The organism is Mucilaginibacter sp. UYCu711 (assembly GCF_050433825.1).
GTDB lineage: Bacteria > Bacteroidota > Bacteroidia > Sphingobacteriales > Sphingobacteriaceae > Mucilaginibacter.
The window spans coordinates 600,239-624,239 of the sequence record NZ_JBNPWM010000001.1; the positions used below are offsets into that span (position 1 = coordinate 600,239).

Annotated in this window: 23 protein-coding genes; 18 read left to right on the forward strand and 5 right to left on the reverse strand. The window is 40.2% G+C overall.

Annotated elements, in window-relative coordinates; all coding sequences use genetic code 11:
* From ABIB50_RS02820 to rpmA, 3 genes are all read left to right on the forward strand, one after another.
* Window positions 1-687, forward strand: coding sequence for a tetratricopeptide repeat protein (locus ABIB50_RS02820; RefSeq protein ID WP_429377094.1), 687 nt, complete (start codon window positions 1-3; stop codon window positions 685-687).
* A 73-nt stretch (window positions 688-760) separates the two neighbouring features.
* A complete protein-coding gene (gene rplU, locus ABIB50_RS02825; protein WP_175269628.1) occupies window positions 761-1,069 on the forward strand; it encodes a 50S ribosomal protein L21 in 309 nt (102 codons plus the stop codon).
* Window positions 1,070-1,120: 51 nt separating this feature from the next.
* Entirely contained in the window at window positions 1,121-1,576 is a 456-nt protein-coding gene (gene rpmA, locus ABIB50_RS02830; protein ID WP_429377095.1) for a 50S ribosomal protein L27, read from the forward strand.
* 350 nt (window positions 1,577-1,926) lie between these two features.
* Here the strand turns inward: rpmA and ABIB50_RS02835 are convergent, their stop codons facing one another.
* Window positions 1,927-2,418: a YajQ family cyclic di-GMP-binding protein gene (locus ABIB50_RS02835; RefSeq protein WP_230547209.1), complete on the reverse strand. Its 492-nt coding sequence runs from the start codon at window positions 2,416-2,418 to the stop codon at window positions 1,927-1,929.
* Window positions 2,419-2,580: 162 nt separating this feature from the next.
* Here ABIB50_RS02835 and ppk1 point away from each other — a divergent pair, with 162 nt between their 5' ends.
* The 7 genes from ppk1 to ABIB50_RS02870 all read left to right on the forward strand — a co-directional run bounded on the left by ppk1 (window position 2,581) and on the right by ABIB50_RS02870 (window position 10,101).
* Window positions 2,581-4,629: a polyphosphate kinase 1 gene (gene ppk1 / locus ABIB50_RS02840; protein ID WP_429377096.1), complete on the forward strand. Its 2,049-nt coding sequence runs from the start codon at window positions 2,581-2,583 to the stop codon at window positions 4,627-4,629.
* Window positions 4,626-5,519, forward strand: coding sequence for an exopolyphosphatase (locus ABIB50_RS02845; protein ID WP_429377098.1), 894 nt, complete (start codon window positions 4,626-4,628; stop codon window positions 5,517-5,519). The genes ppk1 and ABIB50_RS02845 overlap by 4 nt, the downstream gene beginning before the upstream one ends.
* A gap of 156 nt (window positions 5,520-5,675) precedes the next feature.
* Window positions 5,676-6,245, forward strand: coding sequence for a UbiX family flavin prenyltransferase (locus tag ABIB50_RS02850; protein ID WP_429377100.1), 570 nt, complete (start codon window positions 5,676-5,678; stop codon window positions 6,243-6,245).
* A 98-nt stretch (window positions 6,246-6,343) separates the two neighbouring features.
* Window positions 6,344-7,663, forward strand: a complete 1,320-nt coding sequence (gene mtaB / locus ABIB50_RS02855; protein WP_429377102.1) for a tRNA (N(6)-L-threonylcarbamoyladenosine(37)-C(2))-methylthiotransferase MtaB — start codon at window positions 6,344-6,346, stop codon at window positions 7,661-7,663.
* A 27-nt stretch (window positions 7,664-7,690) separates the two neighbouring features.
* Complete coding sequence (locus ABIB50_RS02860) at window positions 7,691-8,863, forward strand: prolipoprotein diacylglyceryl transferase (RefSeq protein WP_429377103.1); 1,173 nt, start codon at window positions 7,691-7,693, stop codon at window positions 8,861-8,863.
* Complete coding sequence (locus ABIB50_RS02865) at window positions 8,856-9,344, forward strand: GtrA family protein (protein WP_429377104.1); 489 nt, start codon at window positions 8,856-8,858, stop codon at window positions 9,342-9,344. The genes ABIB50_RS02860 and ABIB50_RS02865 overlap by 8 nt, the downstream gene beginning before the upstream one ends.
* Window positions 9,310-10,101, forward strand: coding sequence for an inositol monophosphatase family protein (locus ABIB50_RS02870; protein WP_429377105.1), 792 nt, complete (start codon window positions 9,310-9,312; stop codon window positions 10,099-10,101). Before ABIB50_RS02865 ends, ABIB50_RS02870 begins: the two co-directional genes overlap by 35 nt.
* A gap of 89 nt (window positions 10,102-10,190) precedes the next feature.
* On the opposite strand, the gene ABIB50_RS02875 is transcribed toward ABIB50_RS02870, so the two are convergent.
* On the reverse strand, window positions 10,191-10,742 hold the full coding sequence (locus ABIB50_RS02875; RefSeq protein ID WP_429377106.1) for a NifU family protein: 552 nt from the start codon (window positions 10,740-10,742) through the stop codon (window positions 10,191-10,193).
* Between the two features lie 104 nt (window positions 10,743-10,846).
* Entirely contained in the window at window positions 10,847-12,190 is a 1,344-nt protein-coding gene (gene purB / locus ABIB50_RS02880; RefSeq protein WP_429377460.1) for an adenylosuccinate lyase, read from the reverse strand.
* 197 nt (window positions 12,191-12,387) lie between these two features.
* Here purB and ABIB50_RS02885 point away from each other — a divergent pair, with 197 nt between their 5' ends.
* From ABIB50_RS02885 to ABIB50_RS02905, 5 genes are all read left to right on the forward strand, one after another.
* A complete protein-coding gene (locus tag ABIB50_RS02885) occupies window positions 12,388-12,999 on the forward strand; it encodes a TetR/AcrR family transcriptional regulator (protein ID WP_429377107.1) in 612 nt (203 codons plus the stop codon).
* A gap of 87 nt (window positions 13,000-13,086) precedes the next feature.
* Window positions 13,087-14,451: a TolC family protein gene (locus ABIB50_RS02890; RefSeq protein ID WP_429377108.1), complete on the forward strand. Its 1,365-nt coding sequence runs from the start codon at window positions 13,087-13,089 to the stop codon at window positions 14,449-14,451.
* 17 nt (window positions 14,452-14,468) lie between these two features.
* Window positions 14,469-15,572, forward strand: coding sequence for an efflux RND transporter periplasmic adaptor subunit (locus ABIB50_RS02895; RefSeq protein WP_429377109.1), 1,104 nt, complete (start codon window positions 14,469-14,471; stop codon window positions 15,570-15,572).
* Window positions 15,573-15,593: 21 nt separating this feature from the next.
* The gene (locus ABIB50_RS02900; protein WP_429377111.1) at window positions 15,594-19,007 is read left to right on the forward strand and encodes an efflux RND transporter permease subunit; all 3,414 of its coding nucleotides are present in this window, start codon (window positions 15,594-15,596) and stop codon (window positions 19,005-19,007) included.
* A 208-nt stretch (window positions 19,008-19,215) separates the two neighbouring features.
* The gene (locus ABIB50_RS02905; protein ID WP_429377112.1) at window positions 19,216-19,833 is read left to right on the forward strand and encodes a TetR/AcrR family transcriptional regulator; all 618 of its coding nucleotides are present in this window, start codon (window positions 19,216-19,218) and stop codon (window positions 19,831-19,833) included.
* Window positions 19,834-20,032: 199 nt separating this feature from the next.
* Here ABIB50_RS02905 and ABIB50_RS02910 read toward each other — a convergent pair whose 3' ends face one another.
* Both ABIB50_RS02910 and ABIB50_RS02915 read right to left on the reverse strand, forming a co-directional pair.
* Complete coding sequence (locus tag ABIB50_RS02910; RefSeq protein WP_429377113.1) at window positions 20,033-20,467, reverse strand: hypothetical protein; 435 nt, start codon at window positions 20,465-20,467, stop codon at window positions 20,033-20,035.
* 99 nt (window positions 20,468-20,566) lie between these two features.
* Complete coding sequence (locus ABIB50_RS02915) at window positions 20,567-21,808, reverse strand: nucleoside recognition domain-containing protein (protein WP_429377115.1); 1,242 nt, start codon at window positions 21,806-21,808, stop codon at window positions 20,567-20,569.
* Window positions 21,809-21,916: 108 nt separating this feature from the next.
* On the opposite strand from ABIB50_RS02915, the gene ABIB50_RS02920 reads away from it, so the two are divergent.
* The 3 genes from ABIB50_RS02920 to ABIB50_RS02930 all read left to right on the forward strand — a co-directional run bounded on the left by ABIB50_RS02920 (window position 21,917) and on the right by ABIB50_RS02930 (window position 23,905).
* Window positions 21,917-22,150, forward strand: a complete 234-nt coding sequence (locus ABIB50_RS02920) for a hypothetical protein (protein WP_429377116.1) — start codon at window positions 21,917-21,919, stop codon at window positions 22,148-22,150.
* Between the two features lie 126 nt (window positions 22,151-22,276).
* Window positions 22,277-22,711, forward strand: coding sequence for an OsmC family protein (locus ABIB50_RS02925; RefSeq protein WP_429377117.1), 435 nt, complete (start codon window positions 22,277-22,279; stop codon window positions 22,709-22,711).
* A gap of 12 nt (window positions 22,712-22,723) precedes the next feature.
* On the forward strand, window positions 22,724-23,905 hold the full coding sequence (locus tag ABIB50_RS02930) for a trans-sulfuration enzyme family protein (protein WP_429377119.1): 1,182 nt from the start codon (window positions 22,724-22,726) through the stop codon (window positions 23,903-23,905).
* Window positions 23,906-24,001 lie beyond the last annotated feature (96 nt).

The following is a 24,001-nucleotide window of genomic DNA, read 5'->3' on the forward strand; positions in this document are numbered from 1 at the left end:
ATGAAGAGCCTGTTTTTGTTTTTTATTTCCCTCATATCGCTTGCTTCGTTTGCGCAGCAGGCTAATTATGCGCAATGGAAAGAAGAGGCGAAAAGTGAAATTAACCTGGTTCCTGAGTATGGAAACGCCACAAAAACAAAAGAACAGATAGCTTTGGATGACGACTTTATTAAAGTTTGCCTAAAAGAAGATGGAACATATCAGAAGGCGTCAGAACATATGGTAAAGTTGGGGTTTAAATATCTGTACCAGGGCGATATTAAAACAGCAATGCGCCGCTTTAACCAGGCATGGTTACTTGATCATAAAAATGAGAACGCCTATTGGGGATTTGGTGCTGTCTATTTTACTTTTAGTGATTATCCGGAAGCCCTTAAACAATTAGATATCGGCCTCGTAATTAATCCCAACAGCTCAAACATCCTTACTGATAAGGCAACTATTTACAACGGATACTTTATAAGCAAGCACGATATCAGCGATTTAAACAAAGCCATTGCCTTATTCAATCAGTCTTATAAGATAGATTCCGGGAATCAAAACACCTTGTTTAAAATGTCGGTAGCTTATTTTTATAAGCAGGATTGCGCCAATGCTATGAGGTATTATGATGAATGTATGAAACTTGGCGGGCACCCCATTCCCCAGGGTTATGCAGATGCCTTAAAAAAACAATGCGGAAAGTAATTAGTACCGTTGTTTTTTAAAAATATAAATTCTATATTTGCACCTCGAATTTTAAAACATTAATTAACAAACCATGTACGCAATAGTAAGTATAGCAGGACAGCAATTTAAAGTTGCTAAAGACCAGCAGATCTTTGTACACAGATTACAAGGTGACGAGGGCGCTAGTATTGAATTTGACAATGTGTTGTTAGGAGAAAACGAAGGTAAATTCAAATTAGGAACTGATTTGAAAAGCGCTAAGGTATCTGCTACGATCCTGTCTCATTTAAAAGGTGATAAAGTAATTATCTTCAAAAAGAAAAGAAGAAAAGGTTACAAAAAGAAAAACGGTCACCGTCAGCAATTTACCAAGATCCAAATCACCGGTATCACTTTATAATCAGATTTTTAAAACGATCAGCCGAAAAGCCGGTCATAAAAATATAAGAAAATGGCACACAAAAAAGGGGCCGGTAGTTCAAGAAACGGCCGCGAGTCACATAGCAAACGTTTAGGTATCAAGATATTTGGTGGTCAGCCGGCAATAGCAGGTAACATCATCGTACGTCAGCGTGGTACAAAACACAATCCGGGCCTTAATGTAGGTATCGGCAGAGATCATACTTTATTTGCTTTAGCAGCAGGCGAAGTAGTTTTCAAAAAGAAAGCAGATAACCGTTCATACGTATCAGTTATTCCTTTTGCAGTTGCACTGGTAGCAGAAGATCTTGCACCAGCACCTAAAGCAAAAGCAGCAGCTAAACCAAAACCAGCACCAGTTGCTGAGGTTGCTCCGGAAGTTGTAGCAGAAACTGCTGCACCGGCTGAAGAAGCTGCTCCAAAAGCAAAAAAAGCACCAGCTAAAAAGAAAGCTGCTGACGCTGAAGAAGCACCGGCTGCTGAGTAATAGTACTGTAGAGACGCAATACTTTGCGTCTGATAGAAATAGAAAAGCCCTTATCAATTTGATAAGGGCTTTTTTGTGCCTGGAATAATGCCGTTGTCTGTGTCCCCACAGACGACTATCAGAGCTGTCTGTGAGGACACAGACAGCCGTGTGGTGCGCCTATACCTAAGATTCTTAGGCGTGATCCACTTAGGTGATCCATCCCTTAAAAAACTGTAAGAAAATAGATGTTTTGCAATTAACTGATTATTAATAAAATAAGTGATATTTATACGTAAAGGTACTGACGAATAAGAGATGATCCAGGTGATCCACATTTTAAAGTGGATCACTTATCGCTTAAATAATGATTAGTCGCGCATGTTAATATATTGCAGCGGCTGATCGAAATCCTCTTTACGGCAAAGCGCTATAACGGCTTGCAGGTCGTCTATCTTCTTGGCCTGTACCCGCACCTGGTCGTCCATAATGCTGGCTTGTACCTTTAGGCCGCTATCTTTAATTTTCTTTACGATCTTTTTAGCAGCATCCTGGTCAAGCCCTTGTTTTATCTTGATCTCCTTGCGGATCATGTTGCCAGATGCGGCAATCTCCTTACCAAAGTCCATTGCTTTAGGGTCAAGTCCCTGCTTAACCATGCGGCTGATAATAGCGTCTTGTATGGCTTTAACGCGCATATCGTTCTCGGTAACTATAGTTACCACGTTGGTTTTCTTTTCAAGCTCTATGGTGCTTTTCGAGTCGTTAAAGTCATAACGGTTCAAAATTTCTTTTTTAGCGATGTTGATAACGTTGTCCAGTGTCTGGCCGTCAATCTTGCTTACTATATCAAAAGTTGGCATAGGTAAAGTGTTTATAATGAAATGCAAAATTAGTATTTATACAATCATAAAATCAAATAGTTAATTTTAATGTTAAAACAGTCAGATTAGTAATCTCTTAATATTAACTTAACAAATAAATAAGCAGATTTGCATACAGGGCTGAAAAGCGCTAAATACTATATGGATATTAAACGAATACCTTTAATTAACAGGGAGATAAGCTGGCTGTATTTTAATGAGCGGGTTTTGCAGGAAGCTGCAGATGCTACAGTACCCTTAATTGAGCGGATAAGGTTTCTGGCCATATTTTCATCAAACCTTGATGAGTTTTACAGGGTAAGGGTAGCAACCCTAAGCCGCCTTACCGGCCTTAATGAAAAAGCAAAGGAGATATTAGGCTACAACCCCAAAAAGGTATTGAACCAGATAAAGAACCTTGTTGTTAAGCAGGAGCGCAAGTTTAACGACCTGTATGAGAATATTATTGTTAAACAGCTGGCCGAAGAGAAGATATTCCTGTTAAACGACAAGCAGTTGAACGTTGCCCGCGGTACCTTTGTTAAAACCTATTTTCGCGAAAAGCTGTTGGCTACACTGGTACCCATAATGCTGGATAACACCACGGTACTGCCCGAATTACGCGACCGATCGATCTACTTTTTTGTAAAGCTTACCAAAGAGAAAAAGAAAACCTACGCGCTGATCGAGATCCCGGATAACCTTTCAAGATTTATTGTACTGCCCGAGACCAATAACCTGAAGTTTATTATCCTGCTGGATGATATCATCAGGTATAGTTTAGAGGATATCTTTTTTATATTCGATCATGACAATATCGAGGCTTACTCCATCCAGCTTACCCGCGATGCCGAACTTGACCTCGATAAAGAAGTAAGCGGGAAGTTTATAGACGCGTTATCAAAAAGCCTGCAAAAGCGCAAAAAGGGCAAACCTATGCGCTTGCTTTACGATTCGGAAATGCCGCATGATATGCTGAAGTACCTGGTAGCCAAAATGAACCTGCATGGCGAAAACCTTATCCCCGGAAACCGTTACCATAACTTTAAAAACTTTATATCGTTCCCCAATGTGGGCACCGCCGAACTTGAGTATCCAAGATATCCTGCATTGCCGGTTGATGGCCTGACGTTTGACAAAAGCTTGATGGCCATGATAGCCAAACAGGATTACATGATCAGCACGCCGTATCAAACCTATGACTATGTTATCCACTTTTTAAGAGAGGCGGCTATTGATCCGAAGGTAAAAGAGATCAGTATAGCGGTTTACCGTTTGGCAGAGAACTCGCGTATTATGCACGCGTTGATAAACGCTGCTAAAAACGGCAAAAAGATAAATTGCCTGGTTGAGTTGCGTGCACGTTTTGATGAGCAAAACAACATAACCTGGAGCACCCGTTTAGAAGAAGAAGGCGTAAACGTAATATATGGTATTGATGGTTATAAGGTACATTCAAAAATATGCCTGGTTAGGCGTATCGAGAAGGAGAAAGATGCTTATTATGCCTGCTTATCTACCGGTAACTATAACGAGAAAACCGCCAGGATGTATGCCGACCATACCTTGCTTACCGCTAACAAAAAAATAACGCTCGACCTGCTTGAGGTTTTTAAAGCCATTAATAAGGGGGTTTTGCCTAAAGGGTTAAGACATTTAATTGTATCGCCGATTGATTCGCGGCCGTCAATTACCAAACTGATAGACAACGAAATAAAGAATGCCAAAGCCAAAAATCCGGCTTACATGATCCTGAAAATGAATAGCCTGGCCGATGAGCAATTGATCACCAAACTATACCAGGCAAGCAACGCGGGTGTTAAAATACAATTGATTATTAGGGGCATGTGCTGCCTGGTGCCTGGTATGAAAGACTTTAGCGAAAATATTGAAGTGATAAGTATTGTCGACAAATACCTGGAACACGCCCGTGTACATATTTATTGCAACGGGGGCGATGAGTTGTTGTATTTAACGTCAGCAGATTTTATGACCCGTAATATTGATACCAGGGTTGAGGTTGGTTTCCCGATATATGATAAGAAGATAAAAAAAGAGATTCGCAATATAATTGATATCCAGCTGAATGACAATACCAAATCGCGCGAGATAAACATTCAGAACAACAATAAATACCATAAAACAAAGTCGGCCCTGCCGGTAAGGGCACAGATAGATATTTACAATTACCTAAAGAATAAAACAAATTGAGATACGGGGCAATAGACATAGGGTCGAACGCGATAAGATTGCTAATCGCAGATATTAAAGAAAACGACGGAACGGTATCATTTAAAAAGAACACACTTATCCGCGTTCCCGTTAGGTTGGGTGACGACGCATTTTTAAATCATCATATATCTGATAAAAAATCGGGCGACCTGGTAAAAACCATGCAAGCTTTCCGTAACCTGATGGACGTTTATAAAGTTGGCGAATATATGGCTTGTGCCACATCGGCCATGCGCGAAGCAAGAAACGGCAGCGACGTGGTTAAACAAATTAAAGAACAAGCTGGTATCGATATAGAAATTGTACACGGCCAGGTTGAAGCTAAAATTATCTACGCCAGCCATGCCGAACAGAATATAGATAAAAACAAAAATTACTTATATATTGATGTAGGTGGGGGCAGTACCGAACTTTCCTTGTTCTCGGCAGGCGAGTTGGTAGCTTCCAAATCATTTAATATCGGTACTATCCGCATACTGGACAACCAGGATACCGAAGAATCATGGAATAATATGCGCGACTTTATCCGCGAGCATACCCGACATTTTAAGGGGATATTTGGTATTGGTACCGGTGGAAACATCAATAAGCTATATAAGTTATCCGAAGAGAAAAACAATTCGCCAATGACTTTTGGCAAGCTTAAATCGCTTTATGATTACCTGGATTCGTTTTCGTTAAAGGACAGAATTAACGTGTTAGGATTAAACCAGGATAGGGCAGATGTTATCATCCCGGCTTGCGAAATTTACCTGTCTGTAATGAAATGGGCGGGCATAAAAAACATCTATGTACCCACAGTTGGTATGGTCGACGGCATTATTCAAACCCTGATAGATGAAAATTATGTGAAAACCACGTTAAAATAATTTTAATAAATTGTTTTTTTATTAAAAAAGTGTTATTACATTTGTTGTGCCCTCTCAAAGGGCATGTTTTTCATAGGTAGATGTAGGGTCGGGTACTTGTATTCGACCCTTTTTTGTGCCCGTAACTTTCCTACCTTTGATTTGTTAACTATAATCATGAAGAAAAAAATTGTAATTGCTATTACCGGTGCCAGCGGCGCTATATACGCCAGGTTATTGTTGGACAAGCTGCATCACTTGAATAGTCAAGTTGGAGAAGTTGCTGTGGTGATGTCTGACAATGCAAAACAGGTATGGCAATTTGAGCTGGATAACGAAGACTATAATAAACTACCGTTTAAGTTTTATGCTAAAAATGATTTTATGGCGCCGTTTGCATCAGGGTCTGCAAAGTTTGATACAATGGTTATTGTGCCTTGCTCCATGGGTACCCTGGGCCGTATAGCCGGCGGGATCTCTGACGACCTGATAACCCGTGCCGCCGATGTGGTATTAAAAGAGCGACGTAAACTAATTTTGGTAGCCCGCGATACGCCTTTAAATTTGATCCATATTCGCAACATGGCAACCGTTACCGAAGCAGGTGGTATCATCTGCCCGGCTGTTCCATCATTTTATAATAAGCCACAAACAGTTGAGGAAGTTGCTTTAACCGTTGTTAACCGGGTGATTGATTTGATAGGATTGGATAATAATAGCTACCGTTGGGGAGAAGTTAGTGATTAGTTAATCGGAATAGTAACCGCTGTTTCTGTCATCTTAATCAACTAATCTCTAATCTCCAATTAACTAATCTCTCAATTTATTATCTTTGCGGCTTGATAATGAATAAGAAAGTAGCTTTTTATACACTGGGTTGTAAACTCAACTACTCGGAAACCTCAACATTGGGCCGGCTGTTTAGTAACGCGGGTTTTGATACTGTTGACTTTACAGATACCCCCGATGTATATGTTATAAATACCTGTTCGGTAACCGATAATGCTGATAAGAAATGCAAAAAGGTTGTAAAAGAAGCTTTAAAAGTATCGCCTAACGCTTACGTAACCATTGTTGGTTGCTATGCCCAATTAAAGCCAAAAGAGATAGCCGAAATCCCGGGTGTCGACATGGTTTTAGGCGCTGCCGAAAAATTTCAGATCATTGATCATATTACCGATCTCACTAAAAATCCAAAAGCATTAGTATACAATCAGCCGGTATCCCATGCAAACCAGTTTGTACCCGCGTTTTCATTTGGCGATCGTACCCGTACTTTCCTTAAAGTGCAGGATGGCTGTGATTACTCATGCTCGTTTTGTACCATACCATTAGCGCGTGGCGCCAGCAGGAGCGATACCATTGATAGTGTAATTGAACAGGCTAAGCAAATTGCAGCCTCGGGCGTAAAAGAAATTGTATTGACAGGTGTTAACCTTGGCGATTTTGGAATTATTAACGGCAAACGCGAAACCAAATTCTTTAACCTGGTACAGGCTTTAGATGAGGTAGAAGGGATTGACCGCATCCGCATATCATCAATCGAACCAAACCTGCTTACCGATGAGATCATTGAGTTTGTTGCTGCTTCAAAACGTTTTGTGCCGCATTTTCATATCCCGCTGCAATCCGGCTCCAATAAAATATTGAGTGGTATGCGCCGCCGTTATAAACGCGAGCTATATGCTGATAGAGTTGCTAAAATAAAACAGCTAATGCCGGATTGCTGTATAGGCGTGGACGTTATAGTTGGTTTCCCTACCGAAACCCGCGAAGATTTTGTAGATACCTACAACTTTTTGAACGACCTGGATATTTCTTACCTGCACGTATTTACTTACTCTGAAAGAGAGCATACTTTAGCTGCCGAAATGAGCGGGGTAGTGCCCGGCTCAACCCGTGCAGATAGAAGTAAGATGCTGCATATACTATCCGATAAAAAACGCCGTGCTTTTTACGAAACCCAATTGGGCCGCACCGACGAGGTTTTATTTGAAGGTGATATTAAAGATGGCTACATGCATGGTTTTACCCGAAACTACGTTAAAGTAAGAACCAAATTCGACCCTGTTTTAGTTAACGAATTAAAAACCGTAGGCCTTGCCAATATTTCGCCCGATGGCGACGTTGATATAACCGAAAGCCAGGAAATACTGGTACATTAGCCTTATATTCGCAGCAAATAATTTTCTATGTTTCCAAGTGTCAGTTCCCTTTTACAATATCTTTTCGGATGGGATATTCCGTTGCCTATACAAACCTTTGGTTTTTTTGTAGCGCTTGCTTTTATGGCTGCCTATTGGGCATTTGTGCAGGAGTTTAAGCGTAAAGAAAAGCTGGGCTATATCCACACTTTTGATAAAGAAGTAACTGTTGGCTCGCCAATTACCACTACCGAACTGGTTGGTAACTGTGTATTTGGCTTTTTATTAGGCTATAAATTGTTAGACATGGTATTTAACTACCATGCGATGATAGATGATCCGCAAACTTTCCTGCTATCAACCCATGGTAATTTTATCGGCGGTATTGTTTTAGGTGCTTTGTTTGGCTATTGGGCCTACGCCGAAAATAAGAAACAACTTTTACCAAAACCAGTAACCAAAACAGTTAAAGTTCACCCTTACGAGTTAATGGGGAATATGCTTTTATGGGCAGCCATTTGTGGTTTTGCCGGGGCTAAACTTTTTAACGCATTAGAGAATTGGGATGAGTTTATGCGCGATCCTGTAGGGATGCTGATTGGTTTTAGCGGGCTTACTTTTTATGGCGGATTAATATGCGGTGGTGCTGTGGTACTTTATATAGCTAAAAAACACGGTATTACCTGGCGCACTATGTTAGATATTGGCGGGCCGGGTATGATGCTGGCATACGGCGTGGGCCGCATAGGCTGCCAGATGGCCGGTGATGGCGATTGGGGCATACCTAATACAGCACCAAAACCGGGCTGGTTAAGCTGGGCGCCAGATTGGATGTGGTCATTCAAATACCCACATAATGTAAGCATGGAAGACCAGGGCAATAAAATTGCCGATTGTGTTGGTAAATATTGTAACGAATTAAAATTGCCAGTATATCCAACTCCATTTTACGAATCAGTAGTTTGTCTATTACTGTTCTTCTTTTTATGGAGCATCCGCGATCGTATAAAAACACCGGGTGTCATGTTTGGTATTTATATGATATTAGCTGGAGTTGAGCGCTTTTTAGTTGAGCTTATCCGCGTAAATACAAAATATCATGTAGCAGGCATACCATTCACCCAGGCCGAAATGATATCTTTATTTTTAGTAGCCGGAGGGTTAGCCTTAATTTTTACAGGAGTGAACAACGCGAAAAAAAAACCTGTTAAGCATGGCTAACGTATCCATAAAGCAAAGTATCGTTAATAACCAGGTGGCCCGGTTTATATTTTCAGCAGGCATTGGTTTTTTGGTTGATATTATTGCTTTTTACCTGTTAGATCATAATTTACTGGAGCGGCCAACCTATAATGTGTTCGGGTTTACGTTTGACAATTATACCTTATCGCTGGCAATCTCTTTCTTTATGGGGGTAGTGGTTAATTTCTTAATCACCAAGTATATTGTATTTAATGAATCTGTATCATCGCCGGCCAGGCAGTTTTTCCGTTTTGTAGCGGTAGCAATCATAGGTTTTTTTGCTAACCTTACTTTATTGAATATTTTCATCAGGTACTTAGGCATGTATCCGCCTGTGGCGCGTGTATGTGCTGCGCTAAGCTTGTTCTTCGCCAGCTTTTTTGTGCATAAATTTTTCTCATTCAGCCTATCATTAAGACACCATCATGCAACTGGAGTTAATAGCAAAGCAGGTAATTGAAATTGCTAAACAAGCCGGCGATTTCATCCGCCAGGAAAGAAAAACTTTTAATAGTGACAAAATAGAATACAAAGGCCTAAACGACCTGGTATCCTACGTAGATAAAACTGCCGAAGGTATTATCGTAGCCGGGCTGGAAAAGGTATTGCCTGATGCCGGTTTTATAACCGAAGAGCAAACCAAAACTCATATTGCCGACCAATATAATTGGATCATTGATCCGCTGGACGGCACTACTAATTTTATTCATGGCGTACCTTCATATTCTGTAAGCATTGCACTAAAACAATACAATGAGTTAGTTTTAGGAGTGGTGTATGAAATAAATCTCGACGAATGTTTTTACGCCTGGAAAGGATCACCCGCTTACTTAAACGGTACGGAAATTCATGTAAGCAAAGCACCAAAGGTTGCTGATAGTTTAATTGCTACCGGTTTCCCTTATTATGATTTTGGCAAGCAGCAACAGTATATCAACCTGTTTACTTACCTGATGAAGAACTGCCACGGCCTGCGCCGTTTAGGTTCGGCAGCGGTTGACCTGGTTTACACAGCGTGCGGACGTTTCGATGCGTTTTATGAGTATAACCTAAACGCCTGGGATGTAGCTGCCGGTATTGTAATAGTGCGACAGGCCGGAGGGCAGGTAGTAAACTTTAGTGGTGGTGATGAGGTATTAGATACCCGCGAGCTGATTGCCACCAACGGCAGGATCACTGATGAGTTAGTGAAGGTTGTGCAGCAGCAATTTAAGTAAGATTTCACCAATTTTTATTTATTTAACCGCAAACAAAAAAGGATCACACAAATCTGTGTAATCCTTTTAAAAAATCTGTGAAATCAAAATTATAACGCTTCCGACACTACTTCCTGAACTTCAGGAACCATGCGCTTAAGCAAATTCTCAATACCTGCTTTTAAAGTAATGGTTGATGACGGGCAGCCGCTGCATGAACCGCGAAGCTCGACAGTTACCACACCTTCTTCAAATGAGCGGTAAGCGATAGCACCGCCATCCTGCTCAACAGCCGGGCGCACATAGTCATTTAAAATTTGCTGGATCTTTATTTCGATGTCTGTACCCTCGAATGAAACATCGTCAGCTTGCTCTTCGATCTGTACTTTCAATTCAGATTCAACCGCGCCTTTAACAAACTCTTTTAGTATTGCTTCTATATCGTTCCAGTCGGTACCTTCGGTTTTTGTAACCGTAACAAAGTTACTGGCGAAGAATACGCCGTTTACGAACGAGAATTTATATAGCTCTTTAGCGAACGGTGATTTTTCTGCACTTTCTTTAGTCGCAAAATCGGCGCTGCCATTAATAAGCAACTTGTTCACAATGAATTTCATTGTGGCCGGGTTTGGCGTTGATTCGGTATATACGTTGATATTCATCTTTGATGTCTTCTTTTATATTACTTAACAAAGTTAAATAGGTTTTTCATTAAAATACTATACTAAAATAGTTATGACCTATTGGTGACCTTTAAGCTAAAAGCCTAAATCCCCGTGTAATTACTCGGCGTTATCTTCTTTATCTCCTCCTTAACGCTATCCACAACATTCAAAGTATCTACAAACTCAGCTATGGTTTGAGCGTTAACCTGTGTATTGGTGCGTGTAAGCTCTTTTAAAGCTTCGTACGGGTTTGGATAGCCTTCACGCCTTAAAATGGTTTGTATAGCTTCTGCTACTACCGCCCAGTTAGCTTCAAGGTGCGCGTTTAAAGCATTTTCATTCAACAATAATTTACCCAAACCCTTTACGGTTGATTTGATAGCGATGAGCGTATGCGCAACCGGTACACCAATATTACGTAACACGGTCGAGTCGGTTAGGTCGCGCTGCAATCTTGAGATTGGTAACTTGGCGGCTAAATGTTCAAATATCGCGTTAGCAATACCTAAGTTACCTTCAGAGTTTTCAAAATCTATCGGGTTAACCTTATGCGGCATGGCTGATGATCCTACTTCGCCGGCTTTAATTTGCTGCTTGAAGTAGTTCATGGAGATATAGGTCCACATATCGCGGTCAAGATCTATCAGGATATTATTGATGCGTTTTAAAGCATCGCATTGCGCGGCAAAATTATCGTAATGCTCTATCTGCGTGGTGTATTGCGAGCGGCTCAACCCCAAAATATTATTCACGAAGTTATTACCGAAATCTTTCCAGTTAATACCCGCATAAGCCACGTTATGCGCATTAAAGTTACCCGTAGCACCCCCAAATTTGGCTGATGCAGGAACTTGCTTTAATAGGTATAATTGATTTTCTAAACGCTCAACAAAAACCCGGATCTCTTTACCTAAACGGGTAGGTGATGCCGCTTGTCCGTGAGTATGGGCAAGCATCGGGATGTGATCCCACTCGGCCGCGTATTTTTTTAGCAGGTCGACTACTTCATTTATGGCCGGATAGTACACCTCGTCAAGCGCTAACTTAAAGGTGTAGGGGATGGCTGTATTATTAATATCCTGCGATGTTAAGCCAAAATGGATAAACTCTTTATAATCTTGCAGACTAAGCGCGTCAAACTTTTGTTTGATGAAGTACTCGACAGCCTTAACGTCATGGTTGGTTATTTTCTCGATATCCTTAATGCTTTGTGCATCGGCTTCGGTAAAATTTTTGTAAATATCGCGTAACTTTTCTTCCAAAGTTTTATCAAAACCCTGTAGTTGCGGCAAAGGGTGTTGATATAGCGCTATAAAGTATTCTATCTCAACAAACACCCGGTATTTTATCAGTGCATATTCCGAAAAGTAAGCGCCAAGCGCGTCGGTAGTTTTTCGGTAGCGGCCGTCAATGGGTGATATTGCAGAAAGAGGTGTAAGTGTCATGGTTGGTAATTTTGTGCAAAGGTAACAATTTGGCTTATTAAGTGGCACTGGCAGTTGTAGTAGCGGGCAGAAATATTTATAAGCAATTGTCCAATAATGCCAAACTCGATAGTCATTACTAAGTAATGTTGAAAAGTTTTGTCCTGCGGAAACTTTAAAATCTAAAAATGTTTCCATAGTTTTGACCAATTAATAAAATGAGTCAAACAGATAGGATAATAGAAGGCGGAGAGGAGCTGTTTTTAACGGCCGGGATAAAAAGTGTAACGATGGATGATATAGCTAAACACTTAGGCATGTCAAAAAAAACCATCTACCAGTTCTTTAAAGATAAAAACGAGTTGGTGATTGCTTTAGTTAAAAAGAAGCTTCAGCAGGACGAGGATCAGATGTGCGCGATGATGCTTAAGTCGGATAATGTTATTGAAGAGATGATCAACATGATGAAAGTTTCGCAAGAGATCTTTTCACGCATTAACCCGATTGTTATACATGACCTGCAGAAATATCACCCTGACGCCTGGAAACATTTTCAAACTTTTAAAGCAAATGTAATAGTACACACACTTGAAGAATTATTAATCAAGGGAATTAAGCAAGGCCATATCCGCCCTGACATTGATGTTAAAATTATAGCACGTATGCGAGTTAACCAGGTTGAAATGGGTTTTAACCCCAATATTTTCCCGATAGCGGAATTTAGCACCTGGAAAGTGCAATACCAGCTTTTGGAGCATTTTAACTTTGGCATTTGTACCCTTAAGGGATATAAATTATTAAATGAATATAAAAATATAAGCGACGAATAATTTCCTGTTGACATAGGGCTGTCATCCGCAGGATGTTATTTTGAAAAGACAATTAATTAAATAGTCAACTAAACACCATATTACACAATGAAATATATTTTAATTACAGCGACCCTGATCTGCACCATAGCTTTAAACAGCTATGCTCAACAGGCACCGCCGCCAAATACACCGGTAAGCTTTAGCCTGGCCGATTGTATAAAATATGCCTATGAGCACCAGGACTCAGTTAAAAACGCCAGCCTTGATGTGCAAAGCGCCGAGTATAAGGTTAAGGAAACTATAGGTAGCGGCTTACCACAGGTAAACGGTGCCATTTCTTTCCAGGATTATATTAAAGTGCCTACACAGGTTGGTCCTAATTTCCTGGGTGGTGGTCCAATTGACCCTAAAGCACCGTTAATTGCATTTCCATTTGGCCCGGTTAAATACAGTAACAATTACTCATTACAAGTAAGCCAACTGCTTTACAGCGGGACTTTCCTGGTTGGCTTGCAAGCGGTAAAAACGTTTAAAGAATTATCGCAACGCAGCCTTGTGCGATCAAAAATTGAAACTAATATAAATGTAACTAAAGCCTACTACCAGGCGCTTGTTAGCAATGAGCAGGTTAAATTGCTTGATGCCAATATTGCGCAGCTAAAACAAACACTCGATCAAACTACCCAGCAAAACAAACAAGGTTTTGTCGAGAAAATAGATGTTGATCGTTTATCAGTCCAATACAATAACCTGGTTACTACCCGTGATAATGTACAACGGTCTTTAATATTAGGTTACCAGATGTTAAAGTTCCAGATGGGTATGCCTGTTGAACAGGATTTAACTTTAACGGATAAATTGGCTGATGTAGATATAGAAGGTCAAACCGCGCAAAATACAGTCGACACCGCTTTTTATCATAACCGCATTGAATATAAGTTGTTAGAAACTAATGTCACACTTAACCAACTGGATGTAAAAAGCAAGAAAGCTAATTTTCAACCCTCTGTCGCTTTCGTTGCAGGGCTTGCTAATTCATTCCAGGAAAATCAGTTTAAATATTTATATTCTCATAATTACTACAACAGTTTTATTGGTTTAAATATAAATATACCGATTTATACAGGCGGACAACATTTAAACCAGTTAAAACAATCACAGATAAATGTGTACAAAGCCCAAAATGATCTGCACAATGCAACCAATGGGTTTAAACTGCAAGCCAGCGCTGCTAATATTACTTTCGTTAACAGCTTGCAATCACTTAACAACCAAAAACGTAGCCGCGAGTTGGCACAGGATGTGTTAAGGGTATCAAAAATTAAATACGCACAAGGGGTAGGCTCAAGCATTGAGGTTACACAAGCACAAACTGAACTTGAAAACGCAGATAATCAATACATACAAGCGTTATACAATGCTTTAATAAGCAAAGTAGATCTTGACAAAGCATACGCACGCATTAACTAAACTAAAATCACCATAAAATGAAAAAAATAATATACATACCAGCCTTATTGTTATTAGCGGCATGCTCTAACAAGCCAAAGGATAAAGCAGCCGAGTTAGCCGATCTTAAAAAGCAACAGGCCGACATAAATGCAAAAATTGCTACCCTGCAATCACAGGTAACTACAACAGAATCAGCTAAAACTACTGATGTTGGTGTAGTAACTGTAAAAGCAGGAACATTTACTAACTACGTTGATATTCAAGGTAAAATTGATGCCGAAGAAAACGTAACTGCTTATCCGCAGGCGCAGGGTATTATTACCGCGTTAAATGTAAACGTTGGCCAGCATGTTAGTAAAGGCCAAACATTGGCGCAGTTGGATAATAGTGTTTTAAAACAAAGTATATTACAGGTAGAGACACAGGTTAACCTGGCCCGCACATTATTTCAACGTCAAAAAAACCTTTGGGATCAAAAAATTGGTACCGAGGTGCAGTATCTGCAAGCACAAGCTAATTTACAATCAGCCGAAAAGCAATTGGAAGGTATCCGTCAACAAGCAGATATGTACCGCATAAAATCACCAATAAACGGTACGGTTGACCAAATGGATCTTAAATTGGGCCAGGCTGCTATGCCGGGTACCACAGGTATCCGTATTGTTAATGCCGACTTGTTAAAGATCAAAGCTGATGTGCCTGAATCATACGCAGGCAAAGTGGCAACAGGTAATACAGTCAGAGTTTTAATTCCTGATGCTAATGATTCATTGGTTACTAAGATCACTTTCGCCGCTAAGGTTATTGATCCGGTATCTCGTAGCTTCCCCATCGAAGTAAAGTTGCCGTCTCGTAAATCATTGCGTCCTAACATGACTGCAGTGTTGAAAATAGCTGATTACTCTAATAATAGTGTTATCACAGTTCCAATTAAAGCTATCCAAACTTCAGAAGCCGGTACGTATGTATTTGTTAATGAAAACGGTACTGCAAAACGTAAAGCTGTTAAGCAAGGCGCAACTTCATTAGGGCAGTCTGAAATATTATCAGGCTTAACAAGTGGCGACCAGGTAGTAGTAGAAGGCGCAAGCGATATTGAGGATGGTGATAAATTGAGAGTTGTACAATCAGGTAATTAACCTTATAAAACATTCGATCTAATGAAAGATCTTGGAAAACAATTTGGACCCAGTAGTTGGGCCATAGAAAATAAAACGGCCGTGTACGTAATGGTATTTTTAATTACCGTACTGGGGCTGATCAGCTATAATAACTTACCGAAGGAGAATTTCCCGGATATAGCACAGGATAAAGTGTTTGTTACCACGCAGTATTTGGGCCAGTCGCCGCAAAATATTGAGATATTGGTCACAAGGCAGATAGAAAAAAAGTTAAAATCGTTAAAAGGACTTAAAAAAGTTACCTCAAACTCGTATCAAAATATATCGATCATTACCTGCGAGTTTAACGGTAACATATTAATTAAGGATGCTAAGACAGACGTAAAAGAAGCTGTTGACAAAGCAACTCCGGATTTACCTCAGAATGATAATAACTTAAAGGAGTCTACCATATCTGATATAAACGTAGCCGATTTGCCTATTCTTTACATTAACATATCAGGCAATTATGGACTGAAAAAGTTAAAAGAATATGCTGATAACTTAAAAGACGATATTGAAAGCTACAAAGAGATCTCGAAGGTTGATGAGATAGGTGCTTTAAAACCGGAGATACAGATTAATGTAGACATGAACAAGATGTCGGCGGCACAGGTAAGCTATGATGATATTACCAGGGCGATAGGTGCCGAAAATATAATCAGCTCAGCCGGTTCAGTAAAAATTGATGGCGTAAGCAGAAGCATAGACATTAAACAGGATTTTAAAAATTCGGACGAAGTTAAAGCAATGGTTATCCGTAACCCTAAGGGCCAGGCCATTTATTTACGTGATATTGCCGAGGTTAAGGATAGTTTCCATGAGCAGGAGAGCTACGCCCGTTTAAAAAACACTAACGATAACACCTTTAAAGATGTTATTACTTTAGCTGTTAGTAAACGTGCAGGCGAGAACCTGATACAGGCGTCTGATAAAATAAACCAGTTAATAGTAACCAAGCAAAAAACAGTGTTTCCTAAAGGATTAAACATTGTTGTAACCGGCGATCAGTCTGATAAAACCCGTACTACTATTAATGATTTGGTTAACACAATCATCATTGGTTTTATATTGGTAACAATTATTTTGATGTTTTTTATGGGTAGTACAAACGCCATATTTGTGGCGCTATCAGTACCGTTATCATGTTTCATCGCCTTCCTGGTGATGCCGGTAATAGGCTTTACCTTAAACATGATTGTTCTGTTCTCCTTCCTGCTCGCACTCGGTATTGTGGTGGATGATGCCATCGTGGTAATTGAAAATACGCACAGGATCTTCGGTAATGGTAAAGTACCAATTAAAGAAGCAGCGAAAGCAGCAGCAGGTGAGGTGTTCCTGCCGGTATTCTCTGGTACCATGACTACTTTGGCTCCGTTTATCCCATTAGCATTTTGGAACAGCTTAATTGGTAAGTTTATGTTTTTTTTACCTATAACACTGATCATTACTTTATTAGCGTCGTTATTGGTGGCTTATATTATTAACCCGGTTTTCGCGGTTGATTTTATGAAACCTCACCATGACGGTGAGCACGATAACCCTAAGTTTGATAAAAAAGTACGCCGTGCTTTAATATTCTTAGGCATAGCTGCGGTAGTAGGATATCTTATAAATTTTGGTATAGGTAACTTTGTGGTATTGGCCGCAGCTTTATACCTGTTAAATCACTTTGTTTTACTACAGGTTATAGACAAGTTCCAGAAAAACGGATGGCCGCGTTTCCAGGCATGGTATGCCCGTTGGATAGAACGTGCGGTACAACGCCCTTGGTGGGTACTATTTGGTACAATATGTTTGTTCATCTTCAGCATATTCTTTATGGTTGCCCGCGCACCTAAGGTTGAGTTTTTCCCGCAGGCGGATCCGAACTTTGTGTTTGTATATATAACCTTGCCTACGGGTACGCACCAGGATTATACCAATGAGGTTACTAAGAAATTAGAACAAAAGGTAGCCGAGGTTGTCGAGCCTGATAAGGATATTGTTTCATCTGTTATATCTAACGTAACTGTGGCCGTAACAGATCCGCAATCAGAAGATCAGGGTAACTATGCCAATAAGGGAAAGATCAGCGTTGCTTTTGTTGACTTTGGTAAACGTAACGGCAAAAGTACACGTGATGTATTAAACCGCATCCGTAAAGCTATTACAGGTTCTGTGCCGGGCGCTAAATTGTCTATAGACCAAGAAAATGGCGGCCCGCCAACTCAAAAAGATATCAGTATCGAGTTAATTGGCGACGATCTGGATTCGTTAGTTAAAACATCTGATAGGTTGAAGAAATACCTGGCTAAACAAAATATAGCCGGTATTGAAGAACTGATACCTGATGTTGAGAGCGATAAACCTGAAATTGTATTTGATATTGACAGAGAACGCGCTAACCGTGAAGGTATAAACAGCCAGCAAATAAGCATGGCATTGTTTACCAGCATCTACGGTATGAAAGCTGCTGACTTTAGAAACACTAAAGAAGATAACTACGAGATCAATATAAGGGCGCAGGAAGACCAGCGTAATAACATCGATGCTATCCGTAACCTTAAGATCACTTACCGTGATATGGCAACGGGTGGTGCAGTGCGTCAGGTACCTATATCGGCCTTTACCAACATCAGGTATACCAATACTTATAGCAATATTAAACACAAGCAGCAAAGGCGGGTATTGACCTTAGGATCAAATGTTATAAAGCCGTTTAATGCGAACGAGGTTAACGCCAACATACAGCGTGCGATAAACGACTTTAAAAAGCCCGATAGCATCCTGATTAAAATGGGTGGCGGCCAGGAAGATCAGCAGGAAGCAATGATGTTCTTGTTATCAGCATTAGGTGCATCATTTGGTTTGATATTGATCATCCTGATGATTCAGTTTAACTCGATAGGTAAAACGTTTATCATTATAAGCGAGATCCTGTTCAGTATCATCGGGGTATTCCTGGGTGTGAGTATATTCGGTATGACCATTACCATAGTAATGACCGGTGTAGGTATTATAGCACTGGCGGGGGTAGTGGTACGTAACGGTATCTTATTGGTTGAGTTTACCGACCTGCTGATGGAGCAAGGCCAAAACCTGCACGATGCCGTAGTTGAGGCGGGCCGTACCCGTATGACACCGGTTGTATTAACAGCTACCGCGGCCATATTAGGTTTAATACCATTGGCGGTAGGCTTTAATATTGACTTTGTGGGGCTGTTTACCCAGTTTAAACCACATATACACTTTGGTGGTGATAACGTTGCGTTCTGGGGCCCGTTGTCATGGACAATGATATTTGGTTTAGGGTTTGCAACCATAGTAACCTTAATATTGGTACCATGTTTATACATCATCCACTTTAACCTTAAACAACGGCTTAAAGGCGAAAAGGTAACACATAAAACAAAAGTAGTAGCAGCTGAATAATAGTTAGCAACTCCAAAAAAAGCCGTCCCGATTTATTGGGGCGGCTTTTTTTTTCACACATATTTGGTTATAGTTTTTTAATCGCAATGTAAATTATCTGTTAATGTTGCGCGTTTAAACACTTAAAAGCCATTCTTCGGGTTATTAATATAGAATTTTTGATAATTTTGTTAAAATAGTCAGTTTTTGAATAATTAGTAGTCTACAAATGAGCTCAGGAAGCGATCAGCAGGATATAAAGAGAGAGAAGATTTTAGATGCCGCTTACCAAAGGTTTTTACATTATGGTTATTCAAAAACCACGATGAATGAAATAGCAGGTGACCTGTCATTCTCAAAAGCCTTGTTGTATTATTATTTCCCGGATAAGAGCCAGGTGTACACAGAAGTAATGCGTAAACTGGCCGGCCAGTACATTAACGACCTGCAAACGAAGCTTAACGAGTTTAGTGATCTTAAACAAGCCTTTGCTGCACAAATAGATATTAAACACAATTTCATTGTTAAGAACTATAATTTCTTTGATTTTTTTAGGGTTAATGAGCAAAACCTGCCGGACACTATCTGGGAAATTATAACCGAGATACACCAGGCCGAGCTGGTTTTATTAAGCGCAGCTATTAAGGCTGAAGCAGATAAAGGTGCTATCAAACCTGTTGATAATCCCGAAGAAATTGTTGACTTATTATTAGATGCTTTGCATGGGGTAAGAGTGAGCGCGGTATCTTTTAAAAAGGCAATGTTCCCGCAAAAAGAACATCTGGATGAGATCCATGCCAAGCGTTTATTATTGCTTGATATTTTTATAAAAGGCCTAACCTATTAACAGTTAAGGCACTGTCACCTTGCAGTAAAAAATATTAGTTATAAGTTTAAACAGCTAACTTATTGATACCTTTGACTAAAATATTTAACCAGGTAATAATTAAGTTAATTATATAAAGATACTTCTAAAGTTAAGAGGTGATTGTTTTAGAGTGATTAAGCAGGCCGGGAGTAAAATCTCAGTCTGCTTTTTTTGTGCATTAGTGTGTGGTCAAATCTATTAACGACCAGTTCTTTTGCCTATCAACTTGACCGCCGTTATACTTTAAAATTATCTTGAATTCGGTATTAATCTTTTCGCCGCTGCTGTTGCTTGTTTCAACAGATGACTGGATCACATAAACCGAATCGGACTTTTTACCAAACTGGTATTTGCTGTCAGAAAAATTAGCGCTTGATGCTGCTAAGGTAGGGCGGATAAACTCTTTGGCAATGGTATAAGCATCGTCGCTACCGGGCAATCCTTTAAAAAAATTGGGCTTTAGCGAACCGCTAAATGTAATTTTTACTATAACAGTAATTACTATTAAACAAAAAACAAGTAAGATAGCTAACACTTTATTGCCACTTTTTCTCTTCGCTGCTTTTGCCTTGAAAAACTGGTCTGTCTTGTCTTTTGGTGAATTATTGGTCATATAATAAAGGTGTAATTTTATGCTTTAAAGTTAAAAATAAACCAACAAGTATATATTGCAAACTGCAATTTATACTTGTTGTAAATACAACCCGAAGAGTTAACCAAAAAACAGGTAAGAGATTAATATCGCCGTTACTATCCCAAAAAGGTCGGCTATAAGCATAGCGGGTATAGCATAGCGGGTCTTCTTAATACCAACCGACCCAAAATACAGCGCGGCAATATAAAATGTAGTATCGGCGGTGCCGTATAGTACGCTTGACAGGTGTCCAGTAAAGCTATCAACGCCAAATGTTTTTAAATTATCCAGCATCATAGCCCGTGCGCCCGATCCGCTTAATGGGCGTATAACAGCTATAGGTATAACATCGGTAAAACGGGTATCCATATTAGGGAAATGGGAAAATACCCATTTAAAGCCATCACCAATATAAGTTAAGGCGCCACATGTCCTGAAAAGGCTTACAGCTACCAGCAAGCCAACCAGGTAGGGTATGATTTTAACAGATACTTCAAATCCTTCTTTTGCACCGTCTATAAAAGCCTCAAACACATTTATTTTTTTGCGGAGCCCGCCCAGTATAAATAATACGGGGATAGTTAAATAAACAACGTTGCTGAATACCTTAGAAAACTCGCCAATTTGCTGCTTGTTTAAAAATGCTACGAAATACCATATCATTAACCCAATGGCTAACGTTATACCACCTAACCAGGCGATAACCACCTTATCGAATAGGTTTATTTTTTGCTTGATACTTACAATTATCAATCCGGCTAATGTGGCTACATAAGTTGCTATAATACAGGGGATGAATACGTCAGTCGGGTCGGCCGAATGGTAGATGGCGCGCTGTGCAATTATGGCAATTGGCAAAATAGTTAACCCCGAAGCATGCAGTGTTAAAAACATGATCTGCGCGTTTGATGCGGTATCGCTGTCCTTATTCAGTGTTTGTAAACCATTCATGGCTTTTAGTCCAAATGGAGTAGCGGCATTGTCAAGGCCCAATAAATTGGCCGAAAAGTTCATCATCATCTGCCCAACCGACGGGTGATCCTTAGGTACTTCAGGAAAAAGCCGGTTAAAGAATGGCCCAACTATGCGGGATAAGAAATTAATAGCCCCGGCCCGTTCGCCAATTTTCATAATACCCAACCATAACGACATAATGCCAACAAGCGGCAAGGCAATATCCATAACAGCCGCTTTTGAGGTGTCAAAAGTACCCTCGGCCATCATCTTAAATATTTCGGTATCGCCAAAAAATATCAGCTTGATAAGGCCAATAACAAAAGCGATTAAGAAGAAAAATATCCAAATGTAATTTAAAGCCATGCCTTGTTATGTATTTATATAGGGTTGTGAAAATAAATAAAATGATTTTGATTGTTGCATATTTTGTTGGTCCATTTTTAATTATCTTCAATTAAATATATACTGATAGTGAAAGATACGATCCGGCAATTAGCCACAGCAATAAACGATTTACTGACTTATGATCTGCAATCTATTGATTGGGATACCAGGCCGGCTCCCGGTAAATGGTCGCGTAAAGAAATTATTGGGCACCTTATTGATAGCGCGCAAATAAAATTGCAGCGTTTTGTGCGCTGTACCTACGAAGAAATTTTTAAGCTGACTTACGAACAGGTGGAGTGGGTGCAGGATAACGACTGATTAGAACTGACCATACTTTCATGGCTGTATTTTACAATTGGATGTTTTTTAAATTACAGAAATATTGATTTGCCGCAAAGTTTACTCCCCCAAAAGTTATAACTTAGCACACTATTTACATAGATTATGCCTACTATAAAATTAGACCGCGTGCACGGCGATTTTGGCTTTGCCGCAAGCGATGAAAACGGACACACCGTTAATATGGACAGCAGCCCCGAAAGTGGCGGCCAAAACTTTGGCGTGCGCCCAATGCAAATGCTGTTAATGGGCCTGGCCGGTTGCTCTGCCATCGATGTTATCATGATCCTTAAAAAGCAAAAGCAAAATGTAGAGGATTATAAAATGGTGGTAAATGGTGATCGTGAAGCCGGTAAAGAACCATCTTTATGGAAAAATGTTACTGTAGAGTTTCATTTATATGGCGATATCGATCAGGACAAGGCTAACCGCGCGGTTGACCTTTCAATTAATAAATATTGTTCGGTTGCGGCAACTTTAGCGTTAGCCGGTGCCGAAATTAAAACGCAGGTTTTTGTACATCCTGTAGTTAAATCATAATACCTTAATACAATGTCATCTAAATTACACCCTATAACCCAGGCTGTTCGTATTCAAACAGAACGGACACAACAGCAGGAACACTCAACACCTTTATATTTAACAAGCAGTTTTATATTTGACGAAGCCGAAGCAATGCGTGCCGCGTTTGCTGACGAGACGGACGATAATATCTACAGCCGTTTTACCAATCCTAACGTTGATGAGTTTATAGCCAAGATGTGCGCGTTAGAAGGTGCAGAGGATGGTTTTGCTACTGCCACCGGTATGGCTGCTATATTTGGGTCCTTCTTTGCCTTATTACAGCAAGGCGATCATATTATAAGCTGCAGCTCTGTTTTTGGTAGTACGTTTACGCTGGTTACCAAATACCTGCCGCGTTATGGCATTACCTGTACATTAGTTCCGGCTGGTGATGAAGCCGCGTGGGAAGCCGCGGTGCAGCCCAATACCAAAATGATCTACCTGGAAACGCCAACCAATCCTCAGTTAGAGATATTGGATCTGGAATGGGCCGGTAAGTTCTCAAAAAAGCATAATCTTATTTTAAATGTAGATAATTGTTTTGCTACACCATTATTACAAAAACCTATCGAATATGGTGCCGACCTGGTTGTACATTCGGCCACCAAATGGATAGACGGGCAGGGCAGGGTGTTGGGAGGTATTGTTGTTGGCCGTGCCGATTTGATAAAAGAGATCTACCTGTTTTGCCGCAATACCGGGCCTACCTTGTCGCCATTTAACGCATGGGTGTTAAGCAAGAGTTTAGAAACACTTGATGTACGGATGCAGCGTCATTGCGAAAACGCGTTAAAAGTGGCTGAAGCTTTGCAAGGTAATCCTCATGTTGCATCTGTAAAATATCCTTTTCTGCCCAGCCATCCGCAGTATGAAATTGCCAAAAAACAAATGACAGCAGGTGGCGGTGTTTTCTGTATGGAAATAAAAGGCGGTGTAGAAGCTGGCCGTAAATTTCTTGATGCGCTTCAGTTACTTTCTGTTACCGCTAATTTAGGAGATAGCCGTAGTATTGCTTCGCACCCTGCCAGTACAACACATTCACGCCTAACCAGCGAGCAGCAGTTAAGCGTTGGTATTACGCCCGGGTTGATCCGGATTTCTACTGGCTTGGAAAAAGTAGACGATATAATAGCTGATATTACTCAGGCGCTGGAAAAAAGCGCAGTTTAATACTGCTCTATTTTCTATTTCATATCATACAATTGTATAGTATTAAGTCCAATTATTGTAACAGCAATAATTGGACTTTGTTGTTATATAGCAAGT